This is a genomic window from Mesorhizobium sp. M0048 (assembly GCF_040323405.1).
In the GTDB taxonomy this organism is placed as follows: Bacteria; Pseudomonadota; Alphaproteobacteria; order Rhizobiales; family Rhizobiaceae; genus Mesorhizobium.
Genome location: NZ_JAMYUV010000063.1, coordinates 1 through 24190 on the forward strand (window position 1 = coordinate 1; position 24190 = coordinate 24190).

At 62.7% G+C, this 24190-nt stretch carries 22 protein-coding genes; 13 read left to right on the plus strand and 9 right to left on the minus strand.

The genetic code is table 11. From position 1 onward, the window contains the following. Positions 1-120: 120 nt before the first annotated feature. The 4 genes from NKJ84_RS29595 to NKJ84_RS29610 all read right to left on the minus strand — a co-directional run bounded on the left by NKJ84_RS29595 (position 121) and on the right by NKJ84_RS29610 (position 4425). Entirely contained in the window at positions 121-2148 is a 2028-nt protein-coding gene (locus tag NKJ84_RS29595) for a hydantoinase/oxoprolinase N-terminal domain-containing protein (RefSeq protein ID WP_352509378.1), read from the minus strand. A 246-nt stretch (positions 2149-2394) separates the two neighbouring features. Next, positions 2395-3018 (minus strand): CDGSH iron-sulfur domain-containing protein, encoded by a 624-nt coding sequence (locus NKJ84_RS29600; RefSeq protein WP_352509379.1) that lies wholly within the window; start codon positions 3016-3018, stop codon positions 2395-2397. 235 nt (positions 3019-3253) lie between these two features. Next, positions 3254-3625, minus strand: coding sequence for a hypothetical protein (locus NKJ84_RS29605; protein WP_352509408.1), 372 nt, complete (start codon positions 3623-3625; stop codon positions 3254-3256). Between the two features lie 287 nt (positions 3626-3912). Beyond that, complete coding sequence (locus NKJ84_RS29610) at positions 3913-4425, minus strand: hypothetical protein (RefSeq protein WP_352509381.1); 513 nt, start codon at positions 4423-4425, stop codon at positions 3913-3915. Positions 4426-4827: 402 nt separating this feature from the next. Between NKJ84_RS29610 and NKJ84_RS29615 the strand changes: the two genes are divergently transcribed. Genes NKJ84_RS29615 through NKJ84_RS29625 form a run of 3 tightly spaced genes read left to right on the plus strand, consistent with a single transcriptional unit; the run spans position 4828 to position 6778 of the window. Further along, a complete protein-coding gene (locus NKJ84_RS29615; protein ID WP_352509382.1) occupies positions 4828-5976 on the plus strand; it encodes a hypothetical protein in 1149 nt (382 codons plus the stop codon). Positions 5977-5990: 14 nt separating this feature from the next. Further along, positions 5991-6317 carry an STAS-like domain-containing protein gene (locus tag NKJ84_RS29620; protein ID WP_352509383.1) on the plus strand — a complete coding sequence of 109 codons (327 nt, stop codon included), beginning with the start codon at positions 5991-5993 and terminating at the stop codon, positions 6315-6317. Further along, on the plus strand, positions 6314-6778 hold the full coding sequence (locus NKJ84_RS29625; protein ID WP_352509384.1) for a hypothetical protein: 465 nt from the start codon (positions 6314-6316) through the stop codon (positions 6776-6778). Before NKJ84_RS29620 ends, NKJ84_RS29625 begins: the two co-directional genes overlap by 4 nt. Before the next feature lie 20 nt (positions 6779-6798). Here the strand turns inward: NKJ84_RS29625 and lepA are convergent, their stop codons facing one another. Continuing rightward, positions 6799-8604, minus strand: coding sequence for a translation elongation factor 4 (lepA, locus tag NKJ84_RS29630; RefSeq protein WP_352509385.1), 1806 nt, complete (start codon positions 8602-8604; stop codon positions 6799-6801). Between the two features lie 159 nt (positions 8605-8763). On the opposite strand from lepA, the gene NKJ84_RS29635 reads away from it, so the two are divergent. The 4 genes from NKJ84_RS29635 (at position 8764) to msrA (ending at position 12089) form a co-directional block, all read left to right on the plus strand. After that, on the plus strand, positions 8764-9828 hold the full coding sequence (locus tag NKJ84_RS29635) for a TadE/TadG family type IV pilus assembly protein (RefSeq protein WP_352509386.1): 1065 nt from the start codon (positions 8764-8766) through the stop codon (positions 9826-9828). A gap of 343 nt (positions 9829-10171) precedes the next feature. Beyond that, positions 10172-10882, plus strand: coding sequence for a DUF1223 domain-containing protein (locus tag NKJ84_RS29640; protein ID WP_352509387.1), 711 nt, complete (start codon positions 10172-10174; stop codon positions 10880-10882). A 78-nt stretch (positions 10883-10960) separates the two neighbouring features. Continuing rightward, positions 10961-11284 (plus strand): hypothetical protein, encoded by a 324-nt coding sequence (locus tag NKJ84_RS29645; RefSeq protein ID WP_502904048.1) that lies wholly within the window; start codon positions 10961-10963, stop codon positions 11282-11284. A 76-nt stretch (positions 11285-11360) separates the two neighbouring features. Next, a complete protein-coding gene (gene msrA / locus NKJ84_RS29650) occupies positions 11361-12089 on the plus strand; it encodes a peptide-methionine (S)-S-oxide reductase MsrA (protein WP_352509389.1) in 729 nt (242 codons plus the stop codon). A 227-nt stretch (positions 12090-12316) separates the two neighbouring features. On the opposite strand, the gene NKJ84_RS29655 is transcribed toward msrA, so the two are convergent. From NKJ84_RS29655 to NKJ84_RS29665, 3 genes are all read right to left on the minus strand, one after another. Beyond that, positions 12317-14866 (minus strand): mechanosensitive ion channel family protein, encoded by a 2550-nt coding sequence (locus tag NKJ84_RS29655; RefSeq protein ID WP_352509390.1) that lies wholly within the window; start codon positions 14864-14866, stop codon positions 12317-12319. Positions 14867-14968: 102 nt separating this feature from the next. Next, entirely contained in the window at positions 14969-15973 is a 1005-nt protein-coding gene (locus NKJ84_RS29660; protein ID WP_352509391.1) for a cytochrome d ubiquinol oxidase subunit II, read from the minus strand. Further along, entirely contained in the window at positions 15970-17343 is a 1374-nt protein-coding gene (locus tag NKJ84_RS29665) for a cytochrome ubiquinol oxidase subunit I (protein WP_254818041.1), read from the minus strand. Before NKJ84_RS29665 ends, NKJ84_RS29660 begins: the two co-directional genes overlap by 4 nt. 263 nt (positions 17344-17606) lie before the next feature. Here NKJ84_RS29665 and NKJ84_RS29670 point away from each other — a divergent pair, with 263 nt between their 5' ends. From NKJ84_RS29670 to NKJ84_RS29685, 4 genes are all read left to right on the plus strand, one after another. After that, positions 17607-18533 carry an ABC transporter ATP-binding protein gene (locus NKJ84_RS29670; RefSeq protein WP_352509392.1) on the plus strand — a complete coding sequence of 309 codons (927 nt, stop codon included), beginning with the start codon at positions 17607-17609 and terminating at the stop codon, positions 18531-18533. A gap of 14 nt (positions 18534-18547) precedes the next feature. Further along, positions 18548-19309: an ABC transporter permease gene (locus NKJ84_RS29675; protein WP_352509411.1), complete on the plus strand. Its 762-nt coding sequence runs from the start codon at positions 18548-18550 to the stop codon at positions 19307-19309. Positions 19310-19443: 134 nt separating this feature from the next. Continuing rightward, a complete protein-coding gene (locus NKJ84_RS29680; RefSeq protein WP_352509394.1) occupies positions 19444-19932 on the plus strand; it encodes a MarR family winged helix-turn-helix transcriptional regulator in 489 nt (162 codons plus the stop codon). Then, positions 19932-20612: a GNAT family N-acetyltransferase gene (locus NKJ84_RS29685; protein WP_352509395.1), complete on the plus strand. Its 681-nt coding sequence runs from the start codon at positions 19932-19934 to the stop codon at positions 20610-20612. The genes NKJ84_RS29680 and NKJ84_RS29685 overlap by 1 nt, the downstream gene beginning before the upstream one ends. A 104-nt stretch (positions 20613-20716) precedes the next feature. Here NKJ84_RS29685 and NKJ84_RS29690 read toward each other — a convergent pair whose 3' ends face one another. Next, positions 20717-22723, minus strand: coding sequence for a PhoX family protein (locus NKJ84_RS29690; RefSeq protein WP_254818037.1), 2007 nt, complete (start codon positions 22721-22723; stop codon positions 20717-20719). 202 nt (positions 22724-22925) lie between these two features. Here NKJ84_RS29690 and NKJ84_RS29695 point away from each other — a divergent pair, with 202 nt between their 5' ends. Continuing rightward, positions 22926-23264 carry a hypothetical protein gene (locus tag NKJ84_RS29695; protein ID WP_023679017.1) on the plus strand — a complete coding sequence of 113 codons (339 nt, stop codon included), beginning with the start codon at positions 22926-22928 and terminating at the stop codon, positions 23262-23264. A gap of 14 nt (positions 23265-23278) precedes the next feature. Then, complete coding sequence (locus tag NKJ84_RS29700) at positions 23279-23980, plus strand: phosphatase PAP2 family protein (RefSeq protein ID WP_352509397.1); 702 nt, start codon at positions 23279-23281, stop codon at positions 23978-23980. The last annotated feature ends 210 nt before the right edge of the window (positions 23981-24190 follow it).

The following is a 24190-nucleotide window of genomic DNA, read 5'->3' on the forward strand; positions in this document are numbered from 1 at the left end:
GCGCTCGTGTCCTCGAATGGCATCCCGAACCCCCCAGCGCAAAGCGCGCCAAACTGTTCGCGATGTCCTCGCACACCTGTTCGCGATGTCCCCGGTCCAAACAGGGGGGAGATTACGCGCTCACACCGCAATCCTTGGCCGTCCCGACGCCACCGCCACGACATGCGCCTCGATGAACATGCGCTGCCCCTCTACTGTGGAGACGCGGAACTCGCTGGCGATTTCGATCTCGGCGCTGTCGGTGCCGGCGTCCTTCGCCCGTCCAGCGGCAATCGCCCGCACATCTTTCTCCGCTGCGGCGATCGCCGCTGCTTCGTCGTTGAAATCGCGCACGCTTTCACCGGAGGCGACGCGGAACAGGCCTTCCTTGGGCTGGCTGACCCGCGCCTCGGCCGAAACCCGGACCTGGCCGACGACGGCGCCGAGCGCGTTGGCGACATCGGTATCCTGCGGCACCACGCATCGATTGCCGACCAGCTCGGCCAGGCCGGCATAATGCAGCGGCGCCGAGGCGCCGAGGCCGATCACTGGACGGTCGAGCGCGACGCTGAGCCGGGCGATGCCGGGATGCGCGTCGACGGCGCGCTGGACCAGGGCATGGGCGACGGTCGCAGCGCCATCCAGCCCGTCCTCGGCAAAGGCGGTTTCGAGGATGACTTCGGCCGACAGGCGGGTCAGCGCGGTCAGCACCCGTTCCGAGATCGCCTCCGGCGAGGCGGCGATGAACTGGCCGCGGCCGTCGCGCCTGCGCGCGAACAGCTCGGCACCCAGACGTGCCGCGGCCGCATCCCAATTGGCCTGCCTGCCCAGCACATGCGCGGCGTCCGACGGCGTGAAGCCGGCGACATGCACCAGCCCGCGCGATACCAGCCGGTTCAAGGTGGCGTTCTGGGCGTTCGAGGTCAGCAATCTGTCGAGAGCCTGCGGCACAGCACCGATCAGCTCGTAAAGCTTGGCTTCGGCGCCGGTCAGTCCGGCCGCCAGCCGCTCCGGCACGCCGGTGCGCACCGCCAGCCGGCCATCCATGCGGCCGGGGTTGGGCGCGCGCAGCTGGCGTTCGAGCTCTGATGTGACGGCCTCGCCATGCATCAAGCCGGCCAGCGCCAGCGGCACCAGGCGGCGCGGGCCGAGCAGGATTCTCGGATTGAGCGCGCCGTCCTCCAGCGCCACTTCGGAATCGCCGCCGAGGCCAAAGGTGCGCATGGCGACGGCTTCGACCATGGTGCGGAACCCGCCGACGGTGGCGCCTTCCGGATCGAGCCGCGGCCGGCCCTTGTCGAGCACGGCGACGTCGGTGGTGGTGCCGCCGATATCGGAGACCACGGCATCGTCGAGGCCGGTCATGTGGCGGGCACCGACGAGGCTGGCGGCCGGGCCGGACAGGATGGTCTCGATCGGCCGCTGGCGGGCAAAGGCGGCCGAGACCAGAGCGCCGTCGCCGCGCACCACCATCAGCGGGGCGGCGATGTTGCGCGCGGCCAAAAAGCCTTCGGTTGCCGCGACCAGCCGGTCGATCATCGAGATCAGCCTGGCGTTGAGCAATGTCGTCAGCGCCCGGCGCGGGCCGCCGAGCTTGGCCGACAGTTCGTGGCTGGCGGTGACCGGCAGGCCGGTCCTGTCGCGGATCAGGTTCCGCGCGCTTAGCTCATGCGCCGGGTTGCGGGTGGCGAAATAGGCGCAGACGGCAAAGCCGGACACCGACTTTTCCAGTTCCGGCAAAGCTGCCTCCAGCCCGGACAGATCGAGCTTTGCCGCATTGCCGTGGACATCGTGGCCGCCGGGGCAGAACACCACCGGGTCGGTGCCAAGCGCCGCCTTCAGCCCGTCGCGGGCAAGGTCGCCCTCGGCAAAGCCGATCATCACCAGCGCCACGCGGCCGCCCTGGCCCTCGACCAGCGCGTTGGTGGCTAGCGTCGTCGACATAGATACCAGTTTGATCGCTGCCGGGTCGGTGCCGGCCATTTCGAGCACCGCATCGACCGCGCCGGAGATGCCGACCGCCAGATCATGGCGCGTGGTCAGCGCCTTGGCCTTGGCCAGCACTTTGCCGTTAGGGCCGCCGGCTTCCGACCACAGCACGGCGTCGGTATAGGTGCCGCCGGTGTCGATGCCGAGGAACAGGGGTGAGGGTTTGGGCTTGGCGGTCATATTTGGGTCCGGAGAATTCGTCTCCGCCCCTTAGCGGATATGAACGGGCCGATAAAGGCACGAGCGCTGGGCCAAGGCAGCGTAATCTCCCCCCTCGAGGGGGAGATGGCCGGCAGGCCAGAGGGGGTCGTCTCGCGTGGAGCGCCGGCATTCTCTGGCCGCGATGGCGTTGGCGTCAGGACGCACCGACCCCCTCTGTCGCCTTCGGCGACATCTCCCCCTCAAGGAGGGAGATAGCGGCGGCCCCTACCCCACAAACCCCACGCGCTTGTGCGAGCCATCGCAGAACGGCTTGTTGGCGGAGTGGCCGCAGCGGCAGAGGAAGGTGCGTTGCGTGCGGTCGACCGTGTGGCCGGTGCCGGTGACGATTTCGACATTGCCCTCCAGCTTGAGTGGGCCGTTGGTGGTCGGTGTGACGGTCAGCGGGCCATTGCGCGCCTCCAGCGCCGGCGTATCCTTCAGCGCCGGCTCGCCCGTGGCGGTGAAGCCTGCCTTGGCGTGGCTGCCGTCGCAGAACGGCTTGTTTTCCGAGGCGCCGCAGCGGCAGAGCGTGGCGCGGTAAAACGTTTCGCCGCCAAGCACGATCTCGGCATGCAGCGCCAGCGGACCGTTTTCCCTTATGCGCACGGTGTTGACCACCGGCGGCTGCTCCTGCGGCCCGCCATCCTTGCGGACATAGGTGATGGCGCCGGACGGGCAGGCTTCGGCGAGCGCCACGATCTTCTCGACGCTGGCCGCCTCGGGGTGGATCCATTGGCCGGGCGCATTGGGCACGAAGACACGCGGATCGCCAAGCACGCAATTGCGCGAATGGATGCAGCGGCGCCCGGAAAAGCCGATATCGATTTTTTCGCCTTCGACCACTGCCATGGGTGCATCTCCTTGCTGAAGGGGTCACGCTACGGCGGCGGCCGGGACGGCGTCAAGCTGCCTGAGAGGCTGGGCGCCTGATCTCCCCCCTTGAGGGGGAGATGTCGCCGAAGGCGACAGAGGGGGTCGGCCCGACTGGGCTCGGCCTGCTACTGCAGGACAGGATGGCGCTCCACGCGCGGCGATCCCTCTGGCCTGCCGGCCATCTCCCCCTCAAGGGGGGAGATTTGCCACGTCACGGAACTAGATCGATCTCTTCGGTCTCGCCGCCGCTGCAGGTGTAGCAGCAATAGTCGCATTTTTCCGTGTTGCCGGGACCGACGCCCCAATAGGTGCTGTCGTCGCCATCGACCCAGGCGCCATAGCAGATCGATTCGCCGTCATTGCAGGACAGCGGGATCGACTTGGTCTCGCCGTCGTTGAGATAATAATCCTGATTGTTGCCCGGCCAGACATGGTCGCGGTCCTGGCTGTAGAGCTCGACGCGCATGGCGTTGGGATGGCTGTTTTTTATCTCGAACGTGACATCGCCGGCATAAGCCGCCGGCGCGAACAATGCGGCAAGACAGAGCGCGACGGCAGCGCGGCGCGCGAAAGCGTAGGACAACATGATGATTCCCCCCGGAATGAAAACGGCCTGCCCGGCCGCGAGGGGGAACATGGCATGGCGGCGGGATGGGTGGAAGGGGGTTGCGCCATTTGCGCATCGCGTGGTGCGCGAGGTTGCTAAGCAAGACCCCTCTCCGGTTAGCTTCGCAAACCACCTCTCCCCGGGGCGAGGAATGCCAATCGCCGAAGCCTCACAAGGCTTGGGTTCCTCGCCCCCACAAGGTGGGAACAAGGTGGGGGAGAGGTGGCCGCGAAGCGGCCGGAGAGGGGGCGGTCCGACCGGGCTCAACGCCCGGGCTTCAGCAGCGTCCAGATCCAGCCGATGAATGTGAGCACCAGGAAGGGATATCCGGCAGCGGGCAGCGGCGCCGACGTCGGCAGCAAAGGCGCGCCCCACAGGATCAGGCCCACTGAGACGACAAACAGCAGAGCGGCCACGACAGCGGTGAGTCGCATCCACAGGGCGAAGGTTTTCGGCGCGCTGACCATGACCAGCGCCGCCGCCCAGAGCGAGATACCGCCGACATAGGAGGGCACGCTGGCCTCAAGCCCCGCCGCGTTGCCGGCAAGCAGCAGGCTCTCGCCGGCGAGGAAGGTCAGAAATCCGGCCGCCACGCAGTCATTGCCCTGCCGCTGATACTTCATGGTCAACAGCGCGGTCGCCACGACGAGTGCGACACCGTCGATCGTCCAGAGTGTTTCGCGGAGTGGCGCGCTTGCCACGAAGGTGCCAGCGAGGCCGAAGGCGCCGCCGATGGCGAGGCCGATCGCGGCGATGGTGTCCGAGATGGAGCGCATTGAGATCGATCTCCCCTAGGCACGCAAGGTACTGCAGGGCGGAGTGTTCTCAAAGGGTGGTCCGGTGTCCAGAGGCCGCGCCTGCGAAGCGGATGGCGTTAGGCTATCGCTTGTTCAGCCTCGCGCGGTATCGGGCGAAAGCGCCCTCCACAACAGCCTGACAACAGTCGCGCTGATAAACGGCGCGATTACCTAGTAGGTGTTGCGGGACGCGCTGTTGCGGATTCGATGGGCGCTGACATGGGGAGAATGGAAGGGAAAGTAGGAGACCTCGAGGCCGAGGTAGCACTGAGCAATATCCCAGGTGCTATGGTCGCGTAGCATTCAGGTAGTTCAAGTTAGGATAAACAATTTGTACCTGACCCTCTCTAATTGGTAAGAGATTTGTCGGGGGGACTCGATTTGAAGAAACTTACTATTCGCCGTTTGAATTGGTTTCTGGCCAGACAAAAAAATGAAACCCGGCGTTCTCGATCACGGCGACGCAAACTCCTTCGAGTCAGCGAGGATTTGTTTGCAAACTCCGCAATTCAGCAGCAGTCGATCATTCAACGAGTAAGCTCACCTGAGCAAAAAGCAGCACCTCCACAATTCGTATACGTCCGGCAAAATAGAACTTTTAGGAGAGAATTGATCATTCCTCCAGAAACTTTTTCGTTGAGAGGGGACTACGATAATGTTGTGAGCTTCTTCCAACATTTGAGAGATCGCGCATATAACATACCGCCGACATCGGCTAGTGCGCTTGGTGTTGATTTTCGTTCTATTAAGAAGATAACGCCCGGCGCAGCACTTGTTTTGGCTGCGGAGTTATATAGATGGCAGATATTTACTCAGCGCAAGCTTGTGCCTGTTATGCAAGACGACTGGGATCCCTTGATTTCAAGGATGCTTAGAGATTTCGGGCTTTTCGAGTTCCTCGAGACGCCCGATCAACGCCCGGAGCCCAGTCCTAGTGAACCCCCCTTTTTTAAGTTTATTAAATATAGAAGCGGCGTAGGCGTCACTCCAACCGCATGTAGTGATCTACTTGACCACCTATCGGCGATCGTTGGGTCAATCGAAGCTGAGAAATTCATCTTCGATGGGCTGGTTGAGGCGCTAAACAATGTAAAACATCACGCATATCCTGACAATTCAGGTTGGCACGGCGTTTCGTCGGGAACCTGGTTGATGTGTGGGGCTTATAGTGAACGTGCCAAGGTTCTAACGGCGGCAGTCTATGACATGGGCGTCGGAATCCCTGCAACTCTGCCTCGCTCGGGGCTCTGGGAGCAAATAAAGGGTATCTTGGCTGCATTCGGGGCAAATGATGACAGCTCGATGATTGCTGCCGCCATGCAAGCTGGACGAACCCGAACTGGTCAGGTCGAGCGAGGGAAGGGCCTGCCAATTATGATGCGCCTATTTGACCACGTGCGGGGACACTTGCGCATCCTGAGTGGCCATGGTGAAGTTAGGTACACAAGCGGCGCAAGCGAAATCGGACGTATCGGTCGTCCGCTTAGCCTTGGCGGAACACTGATTCAGTGGCAAATATCCAAAGTCTGATAGGGAAGGGGCCAATGCAGACCATTCGGGTGGCAGAGGATTTTTCGGCTACTCCTGGTGGACGGTATTTAACCGATGGCCCATTCAGCGGCGAGGATTTTCGTGAACGGCTCCTCATTCCTGCCCTCAGCAAGGGTTCTCCTGTTACTGTAATCCTAGATGGAACACGAGGGTATCCGTCATCTTTTCTTGACGAGGCTTTTGCCGGTCTTGCAAGGAAGATGGGATGGACGCGAGATCAATTCACTCAACGCGTTAAGATAGTTGCGTCGGATCAGTACAAAATTTACCAGGATGATATCTATCACTATATCGAGGTGTCTCAAAGGCGCTCGAAATGAAAGAATTCGCCAATCTTTTTATTGTCTCTTTTATAGGAGGTCTCTCGGCAGCAATCGTTTCTCATATTTTCGTCATTATTTCTGACAAGATTTCCAGAAATAAAAAGATATTTGATGATCTTTATGCTGAGATGGAGAGTATAATATTAAAATGCGTTGAGCTGTCTTATATGGTGTGGGGCGCAAAAGGTGGAGACAAGATTCATGAGGAACAGGAACTGGTATGCCAAATCCACGATATTTCTACCATCCTTTCTTTCCTCGGGTCGAAAGGGGCCAAAGCAGAGCTGAGAATAGCGCCGGCATACGCAAATTTTCGACGCTCAATTTCTGGTGACGATTTCGACGTCAAAGGTCGTGCGCCAAACCCGGCCAAGGTTGTAGAAATCCGCTCGAACGCGATCGCATTCAGGGTTGCGTTGCGCGATGTTCAATACGAAGCTAACCGCCTGCTTTGGTAGACGAGAAGCCGACCGGCTTCTCAATCGCCCATCTTCAGCGCCTGGATAAACGCCTCCTGCGGGATATCCACCTTGCCGAACTGGCGCATCCGCTTCTTGCCCTCTTTCTGCTTGTCGAGCAGCTTGCGCTTGCGCGAGACGTCGCCGCCGTAGCATTTGGCGGTGACGTCCTTGCGCAGCGCCGAGATCGTTTCGCGGGCGATGACCTTGCCGCCGATCGCCGCCTGGATCGGGATCTTGAACAGATGGTGCGGGATCAGTTCCTTCAGCTTCTCGCACATCTGGCGGCCGCGCTTTTCCGCCGCCGTGCGGTGGACCAGCATCGACAGCGCGTCGACCGGCTCCTCATTGACCAGGATCGACATTTTCACCAGGTCGCCCTCGCGATAGTCGGTCAGGTGATAGTCGAAGGAGGCATAGCCCTTGGAGATCGACTTCAGACGGTCGTAGAAGTCGAAGACCACCTCGTTGAGCGGCAAATCGTATATCAGCATGGCGCGCTTGCCGACATAGGACAGGTCGGCCTGGATGCCGCGCCGGTCCTGGCATAGCTTCAGGATGCCGCCGAGATAGTCGTCGGGGGTCAGGATGGTGGCGCGGATCCATGGCTCCTCGATGGCCGAGATCTTGACCACGTCGGGCATGTCGGCCGGGTTGTGCAGTTCCTTGACCGTGCCGTCGTTCAACAGCAGGCGGTAGACGACGCTGGGCGCGGTGGCGATAAGGTCGAGGTTGAACTCGCGCTCCAGCCGCTCCTGGATGATTTCAAGATGCAGCAGGCCGAGGAAGCCGCAGCGATAGCCGAAGCCGAGCGCGGCACTGGTTTCCATTTCGAACGAGAAGGAGGCGTCGTTGAGGCGCAGTTTGCCGACGGCGGCGCGCAGGTCTTCGAAATCGGCGGCGTCGACCGGGAACAGGCCGCAGAACACCACCGGCTGCGCCGGCTTGAAGCCGGGCAGGGCTTGTGCCGTCGGGCGCTTGTCCTCGGTGATGGTGTCGCCGACGCGGGTATCTGCAACCTCCTTGATCGAGCCGGTGAAGAAACCGAACTCGCCGGGGCCGAGCTCGTCGACATTGATGCGGGCGGGCGTGAAGACGCCGGTGCGCTCGACCAGGTATCTGGCGCCGGTGCCCATCATGCGGATGGTCTGGCCCTTCTTCAGCACGCCGTCGATGATGCGCACCAGCACGATGACGCCGAGATAGGCGTCGTACCAGGAGTCGACCAGCATCGCCTTCAGCGGAGCCGCGATGTCGCCCTCGCGCGGCGGCGGCAAATCGTTGACGATGGCTTCGAGCACGTCGGGAATGCCGAGCCCGGTCTTGGCCGAGATCAGCACGGCGTTGGAGGCGTCGATGCCGATCACCTCCTCGACCTGCTCGCGGATGCGCTCGGGCTCGGCGGCGGGCAGGTCGACCTTGTTCAGCACCACGACGATCTCGTGGTTGTTGTCGATGGCCTGGTAGACATTGGCCAGCGTCTGCGCCTCGACCCCTTGCGAGGCATCGACGACCAGCAGCGAGCCCTCGCAGGCGGCGAGCGAGCGCGACACTTCATAAGCGAAGTCGACATGGCCGGGCGTGTCGATCAGGTTGAGGATATAATCCTCACCATTGTTGGCGCGGTATTTCAGCCGCACCGTCTGCGCCTTGATGGTGATGCCGCGCTCGCGCTCGATGTCCATCGAGTCCAGCACCTGCTCCTTCATGTCGCGCAGCTCCAGCCCGCCGGTCGACTGGATCAGCCGGTCGGCAAGCGTGGATTTGCCATGGTCGATATGGGCAACGATGGAGAAGTTGCGGATGTTCTTGATCGGCGTGGTCATGCGGCGCGCTTTAGCAGGGGCACGGTATATCGGCAAGCGGCGGGGCGGGGGTGCGGCGGCAAGGCGGCAAAGTCGTTAAACTTTGATCCATGAGATTAGAGCATAGTTTGCGCCCGGCGTGGTAGCCCACCGGTCTATCGCCGTTTCGGGGGGATCGGAATGCCGCTGTCAGCACGCAAATTTCTCAGATCGGTGAGCGGCTCGTTCGCGCCGATGCTCGCCATCCTGCTTATCCCGATGGTTGCCGCATTGGGCTTTTCCATCGACTATACCTCGGCGGTTTCAACCAGGGCATCGATGCAGAACGCCCTCGATGCAGCGTCGCTGTCGATCACGACGCTTGCGACGGACACCTCATTGGCGGACCGTCAGGTAAAACTGCAGGAGGTATACCTGGCCAATGGCGGGCAAGGCACGGCCAAGCTCGACAGCTTCGTCGTCGCCACCGACGGCGCCGCCAGCATCAAGGCTTCGGCCGGCTTTGCCATGCCGACGAATTTCATGCAGATCGCCAGGATCAACACGGTGCAGGTCGGCGTTGCGTCGGCAGTGACAAAGCGGCCGGCATTGGTGCAAGCCACGTTCAAGGTGACCAAGGTCTCGGGCTGGTGGGGCAAGACAATGACGCTCTACGGCACCAAATTCGGGGACACGGTGGCCAACAAGCTGATGAAGATCACCTACACATACAACGGTTATGGCGATCCGAAAGGCTATGGCACGGCGACCGTCTCCACCATCAACGGAGCGACGATCACTACGGTCCAGCAGCAGGTGTGTACGACCACCACGGTGCTCAGCTTTTATGGGCTGCCCAGCACCACGATCACCCAGACCGCTTCCAACGGCAAGAAATATGCGACCACCTGCGTCAACACCATGTACCCCGCGACCGGTGCCGGCGCGGTGATCGACGTCAGCCAGATGGACCAGCTCTACCTGCAGATGGATGTGCAGTCAGGCAATCCAACGGTGCTCAAATCGAACGATCCGGCGACATCGAACCGCCTCTACGCGGACGGCGTCGAGATCGCCAGTGGCCAAACGGTCGATATCTTTACATTGGTGCCGTGCGGCCAGACCAGCACACAAGCGTGGGAAGACGGGGGATCGCCGGTGCCGACATCTCCGACCATCACCGATTCCAACGCGGACTTTTTCTACACAGTAACCGGCAAGTGCGCCTTCAATCAGCGGGCATCGGAAACGCTGTTGACACAATAGGCCGCCGCAGCTGAGTGCGAGGGCATATCGGCCCGCTTAGGCTGCCCGTCCATCACACCGCCGCCCGGTCACACCGGGTGGCGTGTTGGTTGCGAGCGACCGTCTTCCCTTCGCCCCCTGTAGGAGAAGACGGCCGAGCAAAGCTCGGTCGGATGAGGGGTGTTCCAGGGGACGCCGACGCCTCATTTCTTCCAGCACCCCTCAACCGTCTCGGCGTTTCGCGCCGATCCACCTTCTCCCACAAGGGGAAGGGAGAGCTGCGAACGATCACGAAGCGGTGATGCTGTAACGAACCGTGTGTTGGCGGCGAAGTGTGGACATGGAACCGCACAGGAGAACAGCGATGACCGGATCGAGACGCAGCACAGCCCTGAAGGGGCTCGCCGCAATGCTGTTTTCGGCAACTGTGCTGTCGGCAACCGGCGCGGCCGCCGGCCAGACGCAGACCGTCGTCGAGCTGTTCACCAGCCAGGGCTGCTCGTCCTGCCCGCCGGCCAACGCCAATCTGATCAAGGTCAAGGACCGGCCCGGCGTGCTGGCGCTGTCCTTCAACGTCACCTACTGGGACTATCTCGGCTGGAAGGACACATTCGGCAAAGAAGAATTCACGCAGCGCCAGGTCCGCTATGAACCGTCGCTCGGCCGTTCCGGCCCGTTCACGCCGCAAGTGGTGGTCAACGGCAAGGCCGATGCGGTCGGCGCCAGGCCGGGCGAGATCGAGCAGCTGATTTCGAGCGGCGGCCACGCCGACGGACCTTCGCTGTCGCTCGCCGACGGGACGGTCAGCATCGGCGCCGGTCCGGTTCCCGGCGGCAAGGCCGACGTCTGGTTGGTGCGTTACGGCAAGGGCGTCGTCGAGGTGCCGGTGGCGCGCGGAGAAAACACCGGCCGCACGCTGCCGCACGCCAATGTCGTGCATTCGCTGACCAGGCTGGGCAATTGGACCGGCGACGCTACCGCGCTGCCGCTGCCGGCGACGACGGGCGGCCTTAGCACGGCGGTGCTGGTACAGGTGCCGGGCGGCGGGCCGATCCTTGCTGCCGCTACGAATTAGAAACCCGCGCGAAATTCCCCCAACGCGCAGCGGCGCCGCCGCATGCCGTCAACCCCTGCCAAACCCTAGGAGATCATCTTGACCAATCGCCCGACCCTGGCGGCACTCGCCTTCGCACTTTGCTCAACGGCGCTGTTCGCAGGAGGCGCGGCGCGGGCCGAAGATGCGATGAAGCCGGCGATGGCGACAAACGCTATGAAGCCGGCAACGGGCGCCATGAAGCCGGCAACGGATGCAATGAAGCCGGCCGGCGCCATGGCGGCTGACGCAATGGCCACGACCGCGATGAAGGCGACAGATCCGATGAAGGCCGACTGCATGAACAAGGCCGACGCCGAGACGGACGCCATGAAGAAGGCGGAGGCGACCAAGGCCTGCGATGCCATGGCTCCGGCCAAATAGGCGATGCGCACAGCAATGTGAGAGCCCGGCGGACCTATCCGTCGTATAATCCACACCACATCATGGGAGATCAGACATGACCGCAGCCGTGAAACGATCGTCGATTTTCGCAAAAGCAGCAGCTGCCGCGCTCATCCTCACGGCCGCCGCCGCCGTATTCTGGCAGACCCCGGCAGTCTCGGCCGAAGACGCGGTGGTGATCCCGCCGCCGGCAATGGACGAGAAGGCCACCGCCGGCACCGAAAAGGCGGTCTTCGCCGGCGGCTGCTTCTGGGGTGTGCAAGGCGTGTTCCAGCACGTCAAGGGTGTCACCAGCGCCGTCTCCGGCTATGCCGGCGGCGACAAGGACACGGCCGTCTATGAAATGGTCGGCACCAGCCGGACGGGCCATGCCGAATCCGTCGAGATCACCTACGAGCCGTCCAAGGTTACTTACGGCCAGCTGCTGCAGGTGTATTTCTCGGTGGCGCACAATCCGACGCAACTGAACTACCAGGGGCCGGACAGCGGCACACAGTACCGTTCGACGATCTTTGCCGAAAACGACACGCAGAAAAAGATCGCCGAAAGCTATATCGCCCAGCTCGACAAGGCCAAGGTGTTTCCTAAGCCGATCGTGACGACGCTGGAGACCGGCAAGAGCTTCTATCCGGCCGAGGACTACCACCAGGACTTTCTCACGCTCAACCCGACCTATCCCTATATCGTCTATAACGATTTGCCCAAGGTCGAGAACCTGAAGCGGCTGTTCCCCAACCTCTACAGCGAAAAGCCGGTGCTGATGCTGGCCGCCAACAAGAGCTGAGCTTTTGCGCCGGCGGGCGCGACGGAGAATAAGCGTCGGCGATCCTTCGCACCCCCTCTGTCCTGCCGGACATCTCCCCCGCAAGGGGGGAGATCGGCTATCACCTCGACCTTCGCCAAATCTCCAACGTTCAGGACGAGCGGAGCGCTGAAACTGCTAATCTCCCCCCTTGCGGGGGAGATGGCCGGCAGGCCAGAGGGGGGTGCTGTCCCGCCAACGTCTCGAAACTACCTCCCCTTTTTCCAGGGCAGGCTCCAGCGCACTTTCTCCAGCGTCGCCTTTGCCTCGGCCGAGTCCGGGTCGGGCTCTGTCTCGCGATAATGCGCCGAGCCCTCAGGCGGGTAGGCAAGCGTGTTGTTGAGGGCGAATTTGTCGATCTGGCTGAAGTCGGGGAAAGGCAGATTTTGCGCCTCGCGCCAATCGCCGACCCTTTTCTCCGCGGCGATGCGTTTTTCGTCGTCGACCGGAAGGTCGGTGGCTCTGTATTCCAGTGACGAAGGGAAGGCGAACTGCGCGCCGGCATCATCCATGACGTTGATCATGGACAACAGGATGTCCTCGCGGATGGCTTGAAAATCGGCCACGTCGGCGGTTTTGATATAAGTGAACACGTCGATATCGAGCGAATAGGCGCCGAAGCCGGCAAAGCGCACGCGGCACGGCTCATCGATAACGCGCGGATGGGCAATCAGCAGCTTGCGCAGCTCGGCCAGGACGTAACGCAGCTGATCGGGCGTCGTCTCGTAGCGCAGCTGCAGCGTCGTCGCGAACCGGGTGCGGTCGCGATGGGCGTAGTTCTCGATCTGCATGCCGGCGAAATCCGAGTTCGGCACCGAGATGATGGTGCGGTCGAGCGACCTGATGCGCGTCGAGCGCATGCCGATATGCTCGATCGTGCCGGACTGGTCGCCGAACTTGCAGAAGTCGCCGACGCTTACCGGCCGGTCGGCATAGAGCGTCAGGCCGGAGAGGAAGTTCTGCAGCGTCGGCTGCGCGGCCAGCGCCACCGCCAGACCGCCGATGCCGAGACCGGCGATGACGCCTTCGTAGGGGATGGCGAGCACTTCGGCCAACAGCAGGAAGGCGACGACCAGCACGGCGACGCGTGCGACGCCGGTGGACAGCGAAATCAGCGTGTCGTGATAGCCGGGCACTTGCCACAGTCCGCGATAGTGTTCGGCGACCTTGCCGATCAGATGCCAGACCACCGGCACGGCGCCGATCACGATCAGGCTCCAGGCGATTGCCTTGACCGGGGCGGCGACCACTTGCGGCAGACCGAGCGGGCGCAGCGTCAACAGCAGGAAGAAGCCAAGCACGATCGAGCGCACCGCCCATTCGACGATGCGGAAGAAGGCCGGGCTGTCCGTCCTTCGCACAAACAAGGAAATCAGCGCATTGGCGATGAAGCCGAAGACGATGCCGGCCAGTGCGGCAAGGCCGAGCATCCACCATTGCCAGTGCTCCATCGGGCCGGCGCGGGTGAGCAGGCCGGGGCTGATCTCGCGGGCGAGGCCACGGGCGATAAAGAACGGGTCGGTGCTGGCGAAGGCGGCGAATTCCGGCGCCACCGGCACGTCTTCGACGTCGGCGTAGAGCGCGCGGATGTGGGCGAGCGTCTCGGGCGTGAACTGCCAGATCTTGCGCTTGCCGGTGCCGTCGGGGTCAGTCTCGACCGGGCCGATGACGATGTTGCCGGCGGGATGCTCGAAATAGACGAAGGGGGTGTTGCTCTTCGGATCGTCGGGGATCTCCTGCCAATAGACGTAGCCGATGCGGTCGATGACCTTTTTGAGATAGCGCTCGAGCAGGAACGCCTCGTCGCCACGCACCGCCTGACTGTAGTTGCGCAGGTCGAGCGCCGCCTGTGCCGGATCGCCGGCTTCGGTGAGGCCGCTCAACAGCACCTTGAACGTATCGCGCGGCGAGGCGAGCCTGCTCGGATCGTCGACCATGTCTACGGCTTCGCCACGCGCTTCCTGGAATTCGGCGAGCTTGGCCTGAAGCTGGCCAAGTGGCGGCCCGACGATGAACCAGTCGCCATTCTTGCGGCGAAAAGTGACGGCGAAGGAGACCCTGGTGCCGTATTGCGGCAGCGTCGCCGTCACCTCGTCGCTGGAAATAATGTCATGCGGCAGGCTCCACAGACGGAACGTCGCGTTGTCGATGACGGTGAACAGCAGCTTGGTGTAATCGGGCATGTTGAGGCCGCCGCGGTCGGCCTCGGTGACGTCGACGAGACCCGCCGCCAGACCGGCAAGACCCATGCCGCCGCCGGTGGCGCGCGGCACGTTGTCGGCGCCGCTCTCGTTCATCGTCTGCAGGAACGAGCGCATGGTGCTCATCGGGCTCGACTGGTCGACACGCACGTCCTCGACGGCGCTGACGCGCACACCTGTCCACCATTCGGCGGTGGCGGCATCGAAGCGGCCCATGAAGCTGCCGCCGTCAGGCGATTGGACGAAGGTGAAGGCGCCCTGGCGGTCGCCTTCGAACCAGTGGCCGACAAGCTTGTCGCCTTCGGCCTTTGCCTCGATACGGCCGTTATAAAGCGGGTACACGCCCTTTACGTCGGCGCCGGTCTGCTCGAACTTGATCTGGGCGCCGCCGCCGCGCCATTTCGTGTCCCACACGCCCGTCCAGTTGGCCGCGTCCTGGGCATGCGCCTGCGGCATGGCCGGCAGCAGGCCGGCAAGCGCGAGTGCGCCGATCAGCGCGACTGTCCGGATCAGCAAAAGCAACAGCCGATCCTGTCCTGCCGCAGAAAAGGGGTTCATTCTGTTGCCCTTCTTCTTGCCGGCGATTCTGCTGGGCCGGCCAGAGAAGGTTATTCCGCTTGAAGATGAATATTCTGTTTCAGGCGGCGACGGCGATGCCGGTCAGTCATAGGTCAGATCCGTCGCCTTGCCACCGAACACGCGGTAGGCAAAGAACGAATAGAAGATGATGATCGGCAGCACGACGGCCGTGCCGACCAGGATGACGGCCAGGCTTTCGGGTGCCGAAGCAGCCTGCCAGATGGTCAGCCGGTCGGGCACCACGAAGGGGTAGAAAGACCAGGCGAGGCCGGCAAAGCCGAGCGTGAAGATCGCGGCCAATGTCAGGAACGGGAGCAGCGCGTGGCGGTCGCCGGGTTTCGGCATATGGAAGGTCTGGCGCCACAGCCACAGGAACAGCACTGCCGACAGGATCGGCAGCGGCGACAAATAGAGCATGGCCGGCCAGACGAACCATTTGTCGAAGATGCGCGCGCTGGCAAAGGGCGTGGCCAGCGATACCGCGACCATGCCGAGCGCGGTCAGCACCAGCGCCGTGCGCAGCCACAGCACCGCCTTCTTCTGCAGATCGCCTTCCGTCTTGTAGATGACCCAGGCCGCGCCCATCGCCGCGTAGGCCGCGGCAAGGCAGAGCGCCACCAGCGCGCCGAACGCCATGCCGCCAGGGCCGACGTCGAGGCCGAGCACATAGACGCCGAGCATATAGCCCTGCGCCAGCGACGCGATGACCGAGCCGAGGAAGAAGATGCGGTTCCAGCGGTGCTTCCTGCCGGCCGGCACCTTGGCGCGGAAATCGAAGGCGACGCCGCGCAGGATCAAGCCGACCAGCAGTACGAAAACCGGAATGTAGAGCGCGGTCAGGATGGTGCCGTGCGCCAGCGGGAAGGCGACCAGCAGCAGGCCGACCGCCAGCACCAGCCAGGTCTCGTTGGCGTCCCAGAACGGGCCGATGGCGGCGATCATCGTATCCTGTTCGGTGCCTTCGGCTGCGGCGAACAGGATGCCGATGCCGAGATCGAAGCCGTCGAGGATGACGTAGATCAGGATGGCGAGGCCCATCAGCCCGGCGAAGATCAGAGGCAGCAGGGTCGGCCAGTCGAAGCTCATGATGTTTCTCCTGGTTGCGCAACCGGCTGCGACAGCGGCCTGTTCATGACGCCCGGCAGCGGCGAGGTGTCTCCATCCTTCGCCGCCTTCAATGCCAGATGCACCAACACGCTGAGATAGGCGACCAAGAGCAGCACGTAGAGGATGAGGTAGACCGCGAGCGACAGCGCGACATGGCTGCCGGCGACCGGCCCGACAGCATCGGCGGTACGCAGCACGCCGGTGACCAGCCAGGGCTGGCGGCCGATCTCAGTGGTGTACCAGCCGGCCAGCGTCGCCAGCCAGCCGGACAGCGCCATAGGCACCATGACGAGCGCCAGCGGCTTGGGCAGGCTGTGGCGGCGCTTGAGGAAGAAGGCCGCCGACCAGGAGACGGCGAGCATAAGGAGGCCGGTGCCGACCATGATGCGAAAGCCCCAGAACACCGGAAATACCGGCGGATGGTTGCCGGCATAATCGTTCAGCCCCGGCACGACGCCGCCGGCGCTGTGCCTGAGGATGAGGCTGGCGCCGTCGGGAATGGTGAGCTCGAACCTGTTCTCGCTCGCCGCTTCATCGGGAAGCGCAAACAGCACCAGCGGCACGTTGGGACCGGTGTTCCAGTTGGCCTCCATGGCGGCGATCTTCTGCGGCTGGTGTTCGAGCGTGTTGAGGCCGTGCTGGTCGCCGGCGAAGATCTGGATCGGGATCAGGATCGCGGCGGTGAAGACGCCGGTGCGCAGCGCCTTCCACATCGATTCCGAACGATCGCCGTAGAGATAGCGCAGCGCCGACAGGCCGGCGATCAGGAACGAGACGGTCAGCCCCGAAGCAAGCAGCATATGGACGAGCCGGTAGGGCATGGACGGATTGAAGACAACGGCCCACCAGTCGGTGGCGTGCGCTACACCATCGCGCATCTCGAAGCCGGCCGGCGTCTGCATCCACGAATTGAGTGCTATGATCCAGAAGGCGGACAAGGTGGTGCCGCCGGCCACCAGCACCGTCGCCAGCGTATGGACGCGGTTCGAGACGCGGCGGAAGCCGAACAGCATGATGCCGAGGAACGCCGCCTCGAGGAAAAAGGCGGTCAGGATCTCGTAGGCCAGTAGCGGGCCGGCAATGTTGCCGACCGTCTCCATATAGCCCGGCCAGTTGGTGCCGAACTGAAAACTCATGGTGACGCCGGAAACCACACCCATGGCGAAGGACAGCGCGAATACCTTAACCCAGGTGAAATAAGCGCGCATCCAGGCCGAATCGCCTGTCGCGTTGTAGCGGAGCTTGAAGAACAGCAGCACCCAGCCGAGCGCGATGGTGATCGCCGGGAACAGGATGTGGAACGAAATGTTCGCGCCGAACTGAATGCGCGACAGAATGAGCGGGTCCATGGCGGCTCCGGCTGCTGCTTGTTTGTACAAGGATAGGCTTCATGCGCGGGACGGTCAAAGCGGCGTCCCGCCGCGAGGCGGAACGCCGCAGTGTCGGTGAATCTGTTTTTGCATGGAATTTGGCTGGACGACCTGGCAGGTGTCGCCTATTCCGGCAAACCTCGATGTCCAGAACTGTCAGGAGCGGCATTGACATCCGGATTTGCGAACCGACATTCAGCGGATTAAATCAACAACTCTGTTTCAAGCAGCCGTTTTCAGCCATGCAGCCGATCATCTCGATTTCCGGGGTCACCAAGACCTACGCCACCGGCTTCAAGGCGCTGAAGGAGATCAATCTCGATATAGTGCGCGGCGAGATCTTTGCGCTGCTCGGTCCGAACGGCGCCGGCAAGACGACGCTGATCTCGATCGTCTGCGGCATCGTCAACCGTTCGTCGGGTTCCGTCACCGTCGACGGCCATGACATCAACCGCGACTACCGCGCGGCGCGCAGCTTGATCGGGCTGGTTCCGCAGGAACTGACCATCGACGCCTTCGAGAGCGTGTGGGCGACGGTCAATTATAGCCGCGGCCTGTTCGGCAAACCGGCGGACAAGGCGTTCGTCGAAAAAGTGCTGCGCGACCTGTCGCTCTGGGACAAGAAGGACGCCAAGGCGATCACGCTGTCCGGCGGCATGAAGCGCCGGCTGATGATTGCCAAGGCGTTGTCGCACGAGCCGCGCATCCTGTTCCTCGACGAACCGACGGCAGGCGTCGATGTCGAGCTGCGCCAGGACATGTGGGCTATGGTGCGCCGGCTGCGCGAAGACGGCGTCACCATCATCCTGACCACGCACTACATCGAAGAAGCGGAGGCGATGGCCGACCGCGTCGGCGTCATCAACCGCGGCGAGATCGTGCTGGTCGAGGACAAGGCCGAGCTGATGCGCAAGCTCGGCCGCAAGCGGCTTGTGCTGGAACTGCGCAGTCCCCTGGCCACCGTTCCCGACGCCTTTTCGCGCTACGCGCTGGAGCTTTCGCCGGATGGCGGGCAGCTGACCTATACTTATGACAACCAGAGCGAACGGCCGGGCGTCGCCTCGTTGATCCGCGAGCTCGAGGCGGCCGGCATCCAGTTCCGCGACATCGACACGGAAAACAGCTCGCTCGAGGAGATCTTCGTCAATCTGGTGAGGAAACCGGCATGAACCCGCGCGCGGTCATGAACCTTCATGCGGTATGGGCGATCTATCGGGTGGAGATGGCGCGCGCCCTTCGCACGGTGCTGCAGAGCATTGTTTCGCCGGTCATTTCGACGTCGCTCTATTTCGTCGTCTTCGGCTCGGCCATCGGCTCACGCATCACCGAGATCGACGGCATCAGCTACGGCGCCTTCATCGTGCCGGGGCTGATCATGCTGTCGCTGCTGACGCAGTCGATCTCCAACGCTTCTTTCGCCATCTATTTTCCGAAATTCGTCGGCTCGATCTACGAATTGCTGTCGGCACCTGTGTCCTATCTGGAGATCGTCATCGCCTATGTCGGGGGTGCGGCGACAAAGTCGATCGTGCTTGGCCTGATCATCCTGGCGACGGCCTCGCTGTTCGTGCCGCTTCACATCGAGCATCCGTTCTGGATGCTCGCCTTCCTGGTGCTGACGGCGGTGACCTTCAGCCTGTTCGGCTTCATCATCGGCATCTGGGCGAAGAGCTTCGAGCAGCTGCAGCTGGTGCCGCTGCTGATCATCACGCCGCTGACCTTCCTCGGCGGCAGCTTCTATTCGATCAACATGCTGCCGGGCATCTGGCGCACGGTGACGCTGTTCAACCCGGTCGTCTACCTGGTCAGTGGCTTCCGCTGGAGTTTTTACGGCAAGTCCGACGTTTCGGTCGGCGTCAGCCTCGGCATGACGGTTGTTTTCCTGCTCGTCTGCATAGCAATCGTCGCCTGGATCTTCAGGACCGGCTACCGGCTGCGCAACTGATCGACTGGCCTGCCAGGCAAAGCAGCCTTATCAGTCAACGGAAACAGCGCTGAGTGCAGCCCTTGCGACGATGCCCTTGATCTTCATGTTTTGTTATATATTGTGTTATTGTTTTTCGCGAGACGGATTGGTTTATGGAAGACATCATACGATCGCTTGGCTTCTTGTGCCTGGGCAGCAGGATGAAGCGTATAGGCGAGCAACTGCAAGCGGAGGCGCAGCGCCTGCTCGACCGGCTGGATGTTCCGGTTCAGGCGAGCCAGTACCCACTGCTGGCCGCGCTCGACAGGCTGGGCCCGCTGCCTGTCGGGGAACTGGCGCAATCGCTCGGCATCGCGCAGCCAGGTATAACGCGAAGCGTCTCGCTTCTGGCCGGACTGGGATTGCTCGAGGTCAGTCAGTCGACCGATGACCAGCGGCGCAGGATTGTCTCTCTCACTCGGGACGGCCGGCGGCTGGTCGATGTCGCAAAGCGCGAGGTCTGGCCGCGCATCGAAAACGCCGTTGCGGATTTGTGCGCGGATCTTTCGGGGCCGCTTCTTGAGCAGCTGACCGCCATCGAGGACGGCCTCGCCGCGGCTCCTCTCGACCGTCGAGTGAAAAATCCGGAGGGCGCGGCGTAATGAGACACCTGCTCGACCGCCCTATCTGGAGCGCACTTCAGACGCGACATCGGGCGTTCGCGCAAGGTAATGACCTCGCCAGGCAGTATCGGCCGTCGATTGTTCCATTCGCCGCCACTGGCGCCGACGACGCGGAAAGCCTGCGGACGCTCGAACAGCTTGTCTCCGCGGGCGAGAGTGTCATTCTGCTTCAGTCGGACGCCATTGCTCTGCCCGCGGGGCTTTTTGCGACTTCGACCGCAGCCGGGGTTCAAATGATTGCCGAGCGGCCGTTGCAAACCGTGTCTGACCAACGTGTGCAACATCTGACCCGAGACGATGCGGCTGAGATGCTCGCCCTGGCATTGCTCACCAAGCCTGGCCCATTCACGCTCGAAGCCTTGAGCCTGGGCGATTTTTGGGGCGTGAAAATCGAGGGCAGACTTGTGGCAATGGCCGGCGAGCGCATGAAGCAACCTGGCTATACCGAACTCAGCGGGGTGTGCTCACATCCGGAATTTCGCGGCGGTGGCCTAGGCAAGCTGCTGTCCCTGTTCGTGGCAAACCGGATAGTGGCGCGCGGCGAAGTTCCCTATCTCCACGCCTATGCCAGCAACGCCACGGCCATCAGACTATACGAGTCCATTGGCTTCAGGTTGCGAAGCACAATGAATGTGGCCGTGGTTCAGCGCACCGAATGATTAGTCGGCGCATGATGCGCAGCATGGATGCATCCCATATCAGGAAAGGAAGGATTTCGCATCCACCGAAATCCTTCCTCGAGACTGCAAGGCCTTCCTGCGTCTCAGACCGCGATCTTGCCGCCGCCTTGCCTGGTGATGGCAACGACCGCCGGGCGCACCGGCATGTCCGGCTTGAAGTCAGGCCAGCGGGTCGACAAATCCTCATAATAGGAGGGACGCCCAAAAGCCTCCCAGTCCTCGCCACCGTCGCCTGGATGCTGGACGGCAACGAAAGCAGTCTGGTCGTCCGGCGCAAACAGGGGACCACACATTTCGGCGCCGATCGGCACACGGAAGAACAGCTTTGAGGTCGCCCGCGCCGGGCCTTCCGTGTCGACCGCCCACAGGCCGTCGGTGCGGCCTGTGGCCTTCGGGCCCTGGCCGTCGGTAGCAACCCAGAGGCGGCCGGCCGAATCGACCGCGCAATTGTCCGGCATGCCGAACCAGCCATTGGCAGTGGTTGCGGTGGAGAAGGTGGCGCCGATTTCGGCCACGGCGGGATCGCCGCATTTCAGCAGGATTTCCCACTTGCCCTTGGTCGCAGCGAAATCACCGCCATCCTCGACGATCTCAATGATATGGCCAAAGGCGTTTTCGGCGCGCGGATTGGCGGCGTCGACCTGGTCGGCCTTGCGCTTCGAATTGTTGGTCAGCATGACATAGACCTTGCCATTGGCGGCATTGGGCTGGATGTCTTCCGGGCGGTCCATCTTGGTGGCGCCAAGCAGGTCGGCGGCACGGCGCGTCTCGATCAGCACGTCGGCCTGGCTGGCAAAGCCGTTTGCCGCTGTCAGCGGTCCCTGGCCGAAGACGATCGGCAGCCATTCGATTGAACCGTCCTCGGCGAACTTGGCGACATGCAAGGTGCCGTCGTCGAGCAAATTCATGTTGGCGGCGCGATCGTCCGGATTGAACTTGCCTGTGGTGACGAACTTATAGACATAGTCGAAGCGCTCGTCGTCGCCGAGGTAGAAGACGACACGGCCATCCTTGGCGACGATCGATTCTGCGCCCTCATGCTTGAAGCGGCCCATGGCGGTGCGCTTCCTCGGCACCGACGTCGGATCCTGGACGTCGACCTCGACGATCCAGCCGAAGCGGTTCGGCTCGTTCGGCTCCTTGCCGATATCGAAACGGTCGTGATGCGCCGCCCATTCATAGGCGCCTTCGGGAATGCCGAGGCGCTTGTAATTGGCCGCCTCGTTATGGCTCTGCGGCAGCTCGCCCGAGAAATAGCCGTGGATGTTCTCCTCGGCCATGACATAGGTGCCCCACGGCGTGACGCCGCCGGCGCAGTTGTTGAGGGTGCCGATGACCTTCGTGCCGCTCGGGTCGGCGCTGGTCTTGACGCGGTCGTGGCCGGCGACGGGACCCGACAGTGCCATCTCGGTGTTGGAGGTGATGCGGCGGTTGAGCTTGCCGTCGCGCACGACCTGCCATTTGCCGGCTTCTTTGCGGATCTCGACAATGGTGCCGCCATGCGCGGCCATCTCGACATCGACTTGCTCCTTGCTGAGGGGCGCCTGCTTGGCTTTGCCATCGACGATGGTGACGAGGCCCGGGAACATCAGATGCGGATTGGTGTATTCGTGGTTGACGACCAGCAGGCCATGCTCGGCCGAGCCGCCGATCGGGATATAACCGACATAGTCGTTGTTGTAGCCGAATTGTCTGGCCTGGGCTTCCGCCGACTGTTTTGTCGGATCGAATTCCGGCGAATCGGCGAACAGGGGATCGCCCCAGCGCAGCAGCACGTCGGCGTCATAGCCAGGTGCGACGTGATGCTTGTCGTCGATGCCGGCCTCGAGCTCGTCGAAAGCGAAAGCGGAGCCTTCGGCGGCGCGGGCGTTGTCGGCGGCGATCAGCGCCAGCGGGCTAACGGTAGCGGCTATGGCCGAGACGGCAAGCGAGCCCTTGAGGAAGCCGCGGCGCGAGAACCGCGCGGCGATGATCTCACCCATGGTGCGGTTGTCGGTGGGATTGGCTCCTGGCCCATCGTTTTCCTCGAGCAGGCTGGTGCGGAAATGGGCGTCAGGGGTGCGATGTTCGGTCGAGCGCTGTTCAGTCATGGGGGCCTGCCTCTGGCTGGATGGATTGCTGGAGCGTGTTGCCTGGCCAATCCGGTATTACCGGCAGGTCACAGTTTGATGACATGCCGGCTAATTGCCACCTGCGATTTCGTATCCAACATCAGCCCCGCTTGACCGCGACCGGCGCTTCGGAAACAAGAGCTGCGGCAGGCGCGTAGGGACCGCATCGGGAGGAACAAAAGTGAGTTTCTGGGGACTTGGGCAGCTCTGCGTTTCGACGGTGATCTTTCTGCTGGCGGCCATGGCCGCAAAACAGTGGGGGCTGGCGCCGAGCCTCGGCAAGATCGTGCTGACGTTGGCGCTCTATTCGCTGGGCAATCTGATCATGCTGAGGCTGATCCGTGAATTCGGCATGTCGGTGTCGTTCAGCCTGTCGGCGGTGATCCAGCTGGTGTCGGTGAATGTGGTGGCGCTGGTCTTCTTCGGCGAGCGCGTCAATGCCTTGCAGGCAACCGGCATTGTGCTTGCCATCGCAGCTGTGGCGCTGATCACGCTCGGGCCCTATCTGCAAAGGCTGTAGCTGCGATCGGGCCGATGAAGAAGATTGCAAGCAGACTGCGCAACTGGCTGGAGTTCCCGGTTCTGCTGGCCGGGCTGGTCATTGCCGGCGGGCTGTGGGGGTTCGAAGAACTGATGGAGCTGGCGCGGGCGACCACGCCGCATGCCTTCGACACCGAAATCCTGCTTGCCTTCCGCAAGGCCGGCCAGCCCGACAATCCGATCGGACCGGCGTGGCTGGAAGGAGCGATGCGCGACGTCACCAGCCTCGGCAGCGCCAGCGTACTGGTGCTGATCACGGCAGCAATGATCGTCTATCTGCTCCTTATCCGCAGGCCAGGCGCGGCGCTTCTCATGTTCGTCGCAGTGGCGGGCGGCCAGCTCCTGTCAAGCGTGCTGAAATTCGATATCGACCGGCCGCGCCCCGATCTGGTCTCGCATCTCGCCGATGTGGCATCGCTTTCGTTTCCGAGCGGCCACGCCATGCTGTCGGCGGTGACGTATTTGACTCTGGGCAGCATGGCGGCACGGTTTTTGCCCGGGCGCACAACGAAGATCTATGTGCTCGTGCTGGCGGTGCTGACGACGGTGCTGGTCGGCATCAGCCGCATCTATCTCGGCGTCCACTGGCCGTCCGACGTGCTGGCCGGCTGGTGCGCCGGCTTTGCCTGGGCGATGCTGTGCTGGCTGGCGGCACGATTGCTGCAGCGATGGCTAGGGCGGGCCGACGGCACCTGACGTCGGCCGGACTACTTCAAATCAGCCTGTTGATCAGGCCATGTCCGCAGCCTGCCAGCAGGAAAACCATCGACAGCAAGACTGTCGAGGTCGCCAACGCTTTGAATGTCTTCACCTGCTCATCCCTTTTAAGGTCGTACCTGTGAAATCGGTACCGCAATGGATGTCCCGCCTAACGATGTCGAGGTTTGTAGCATGCCAGCGCACCGG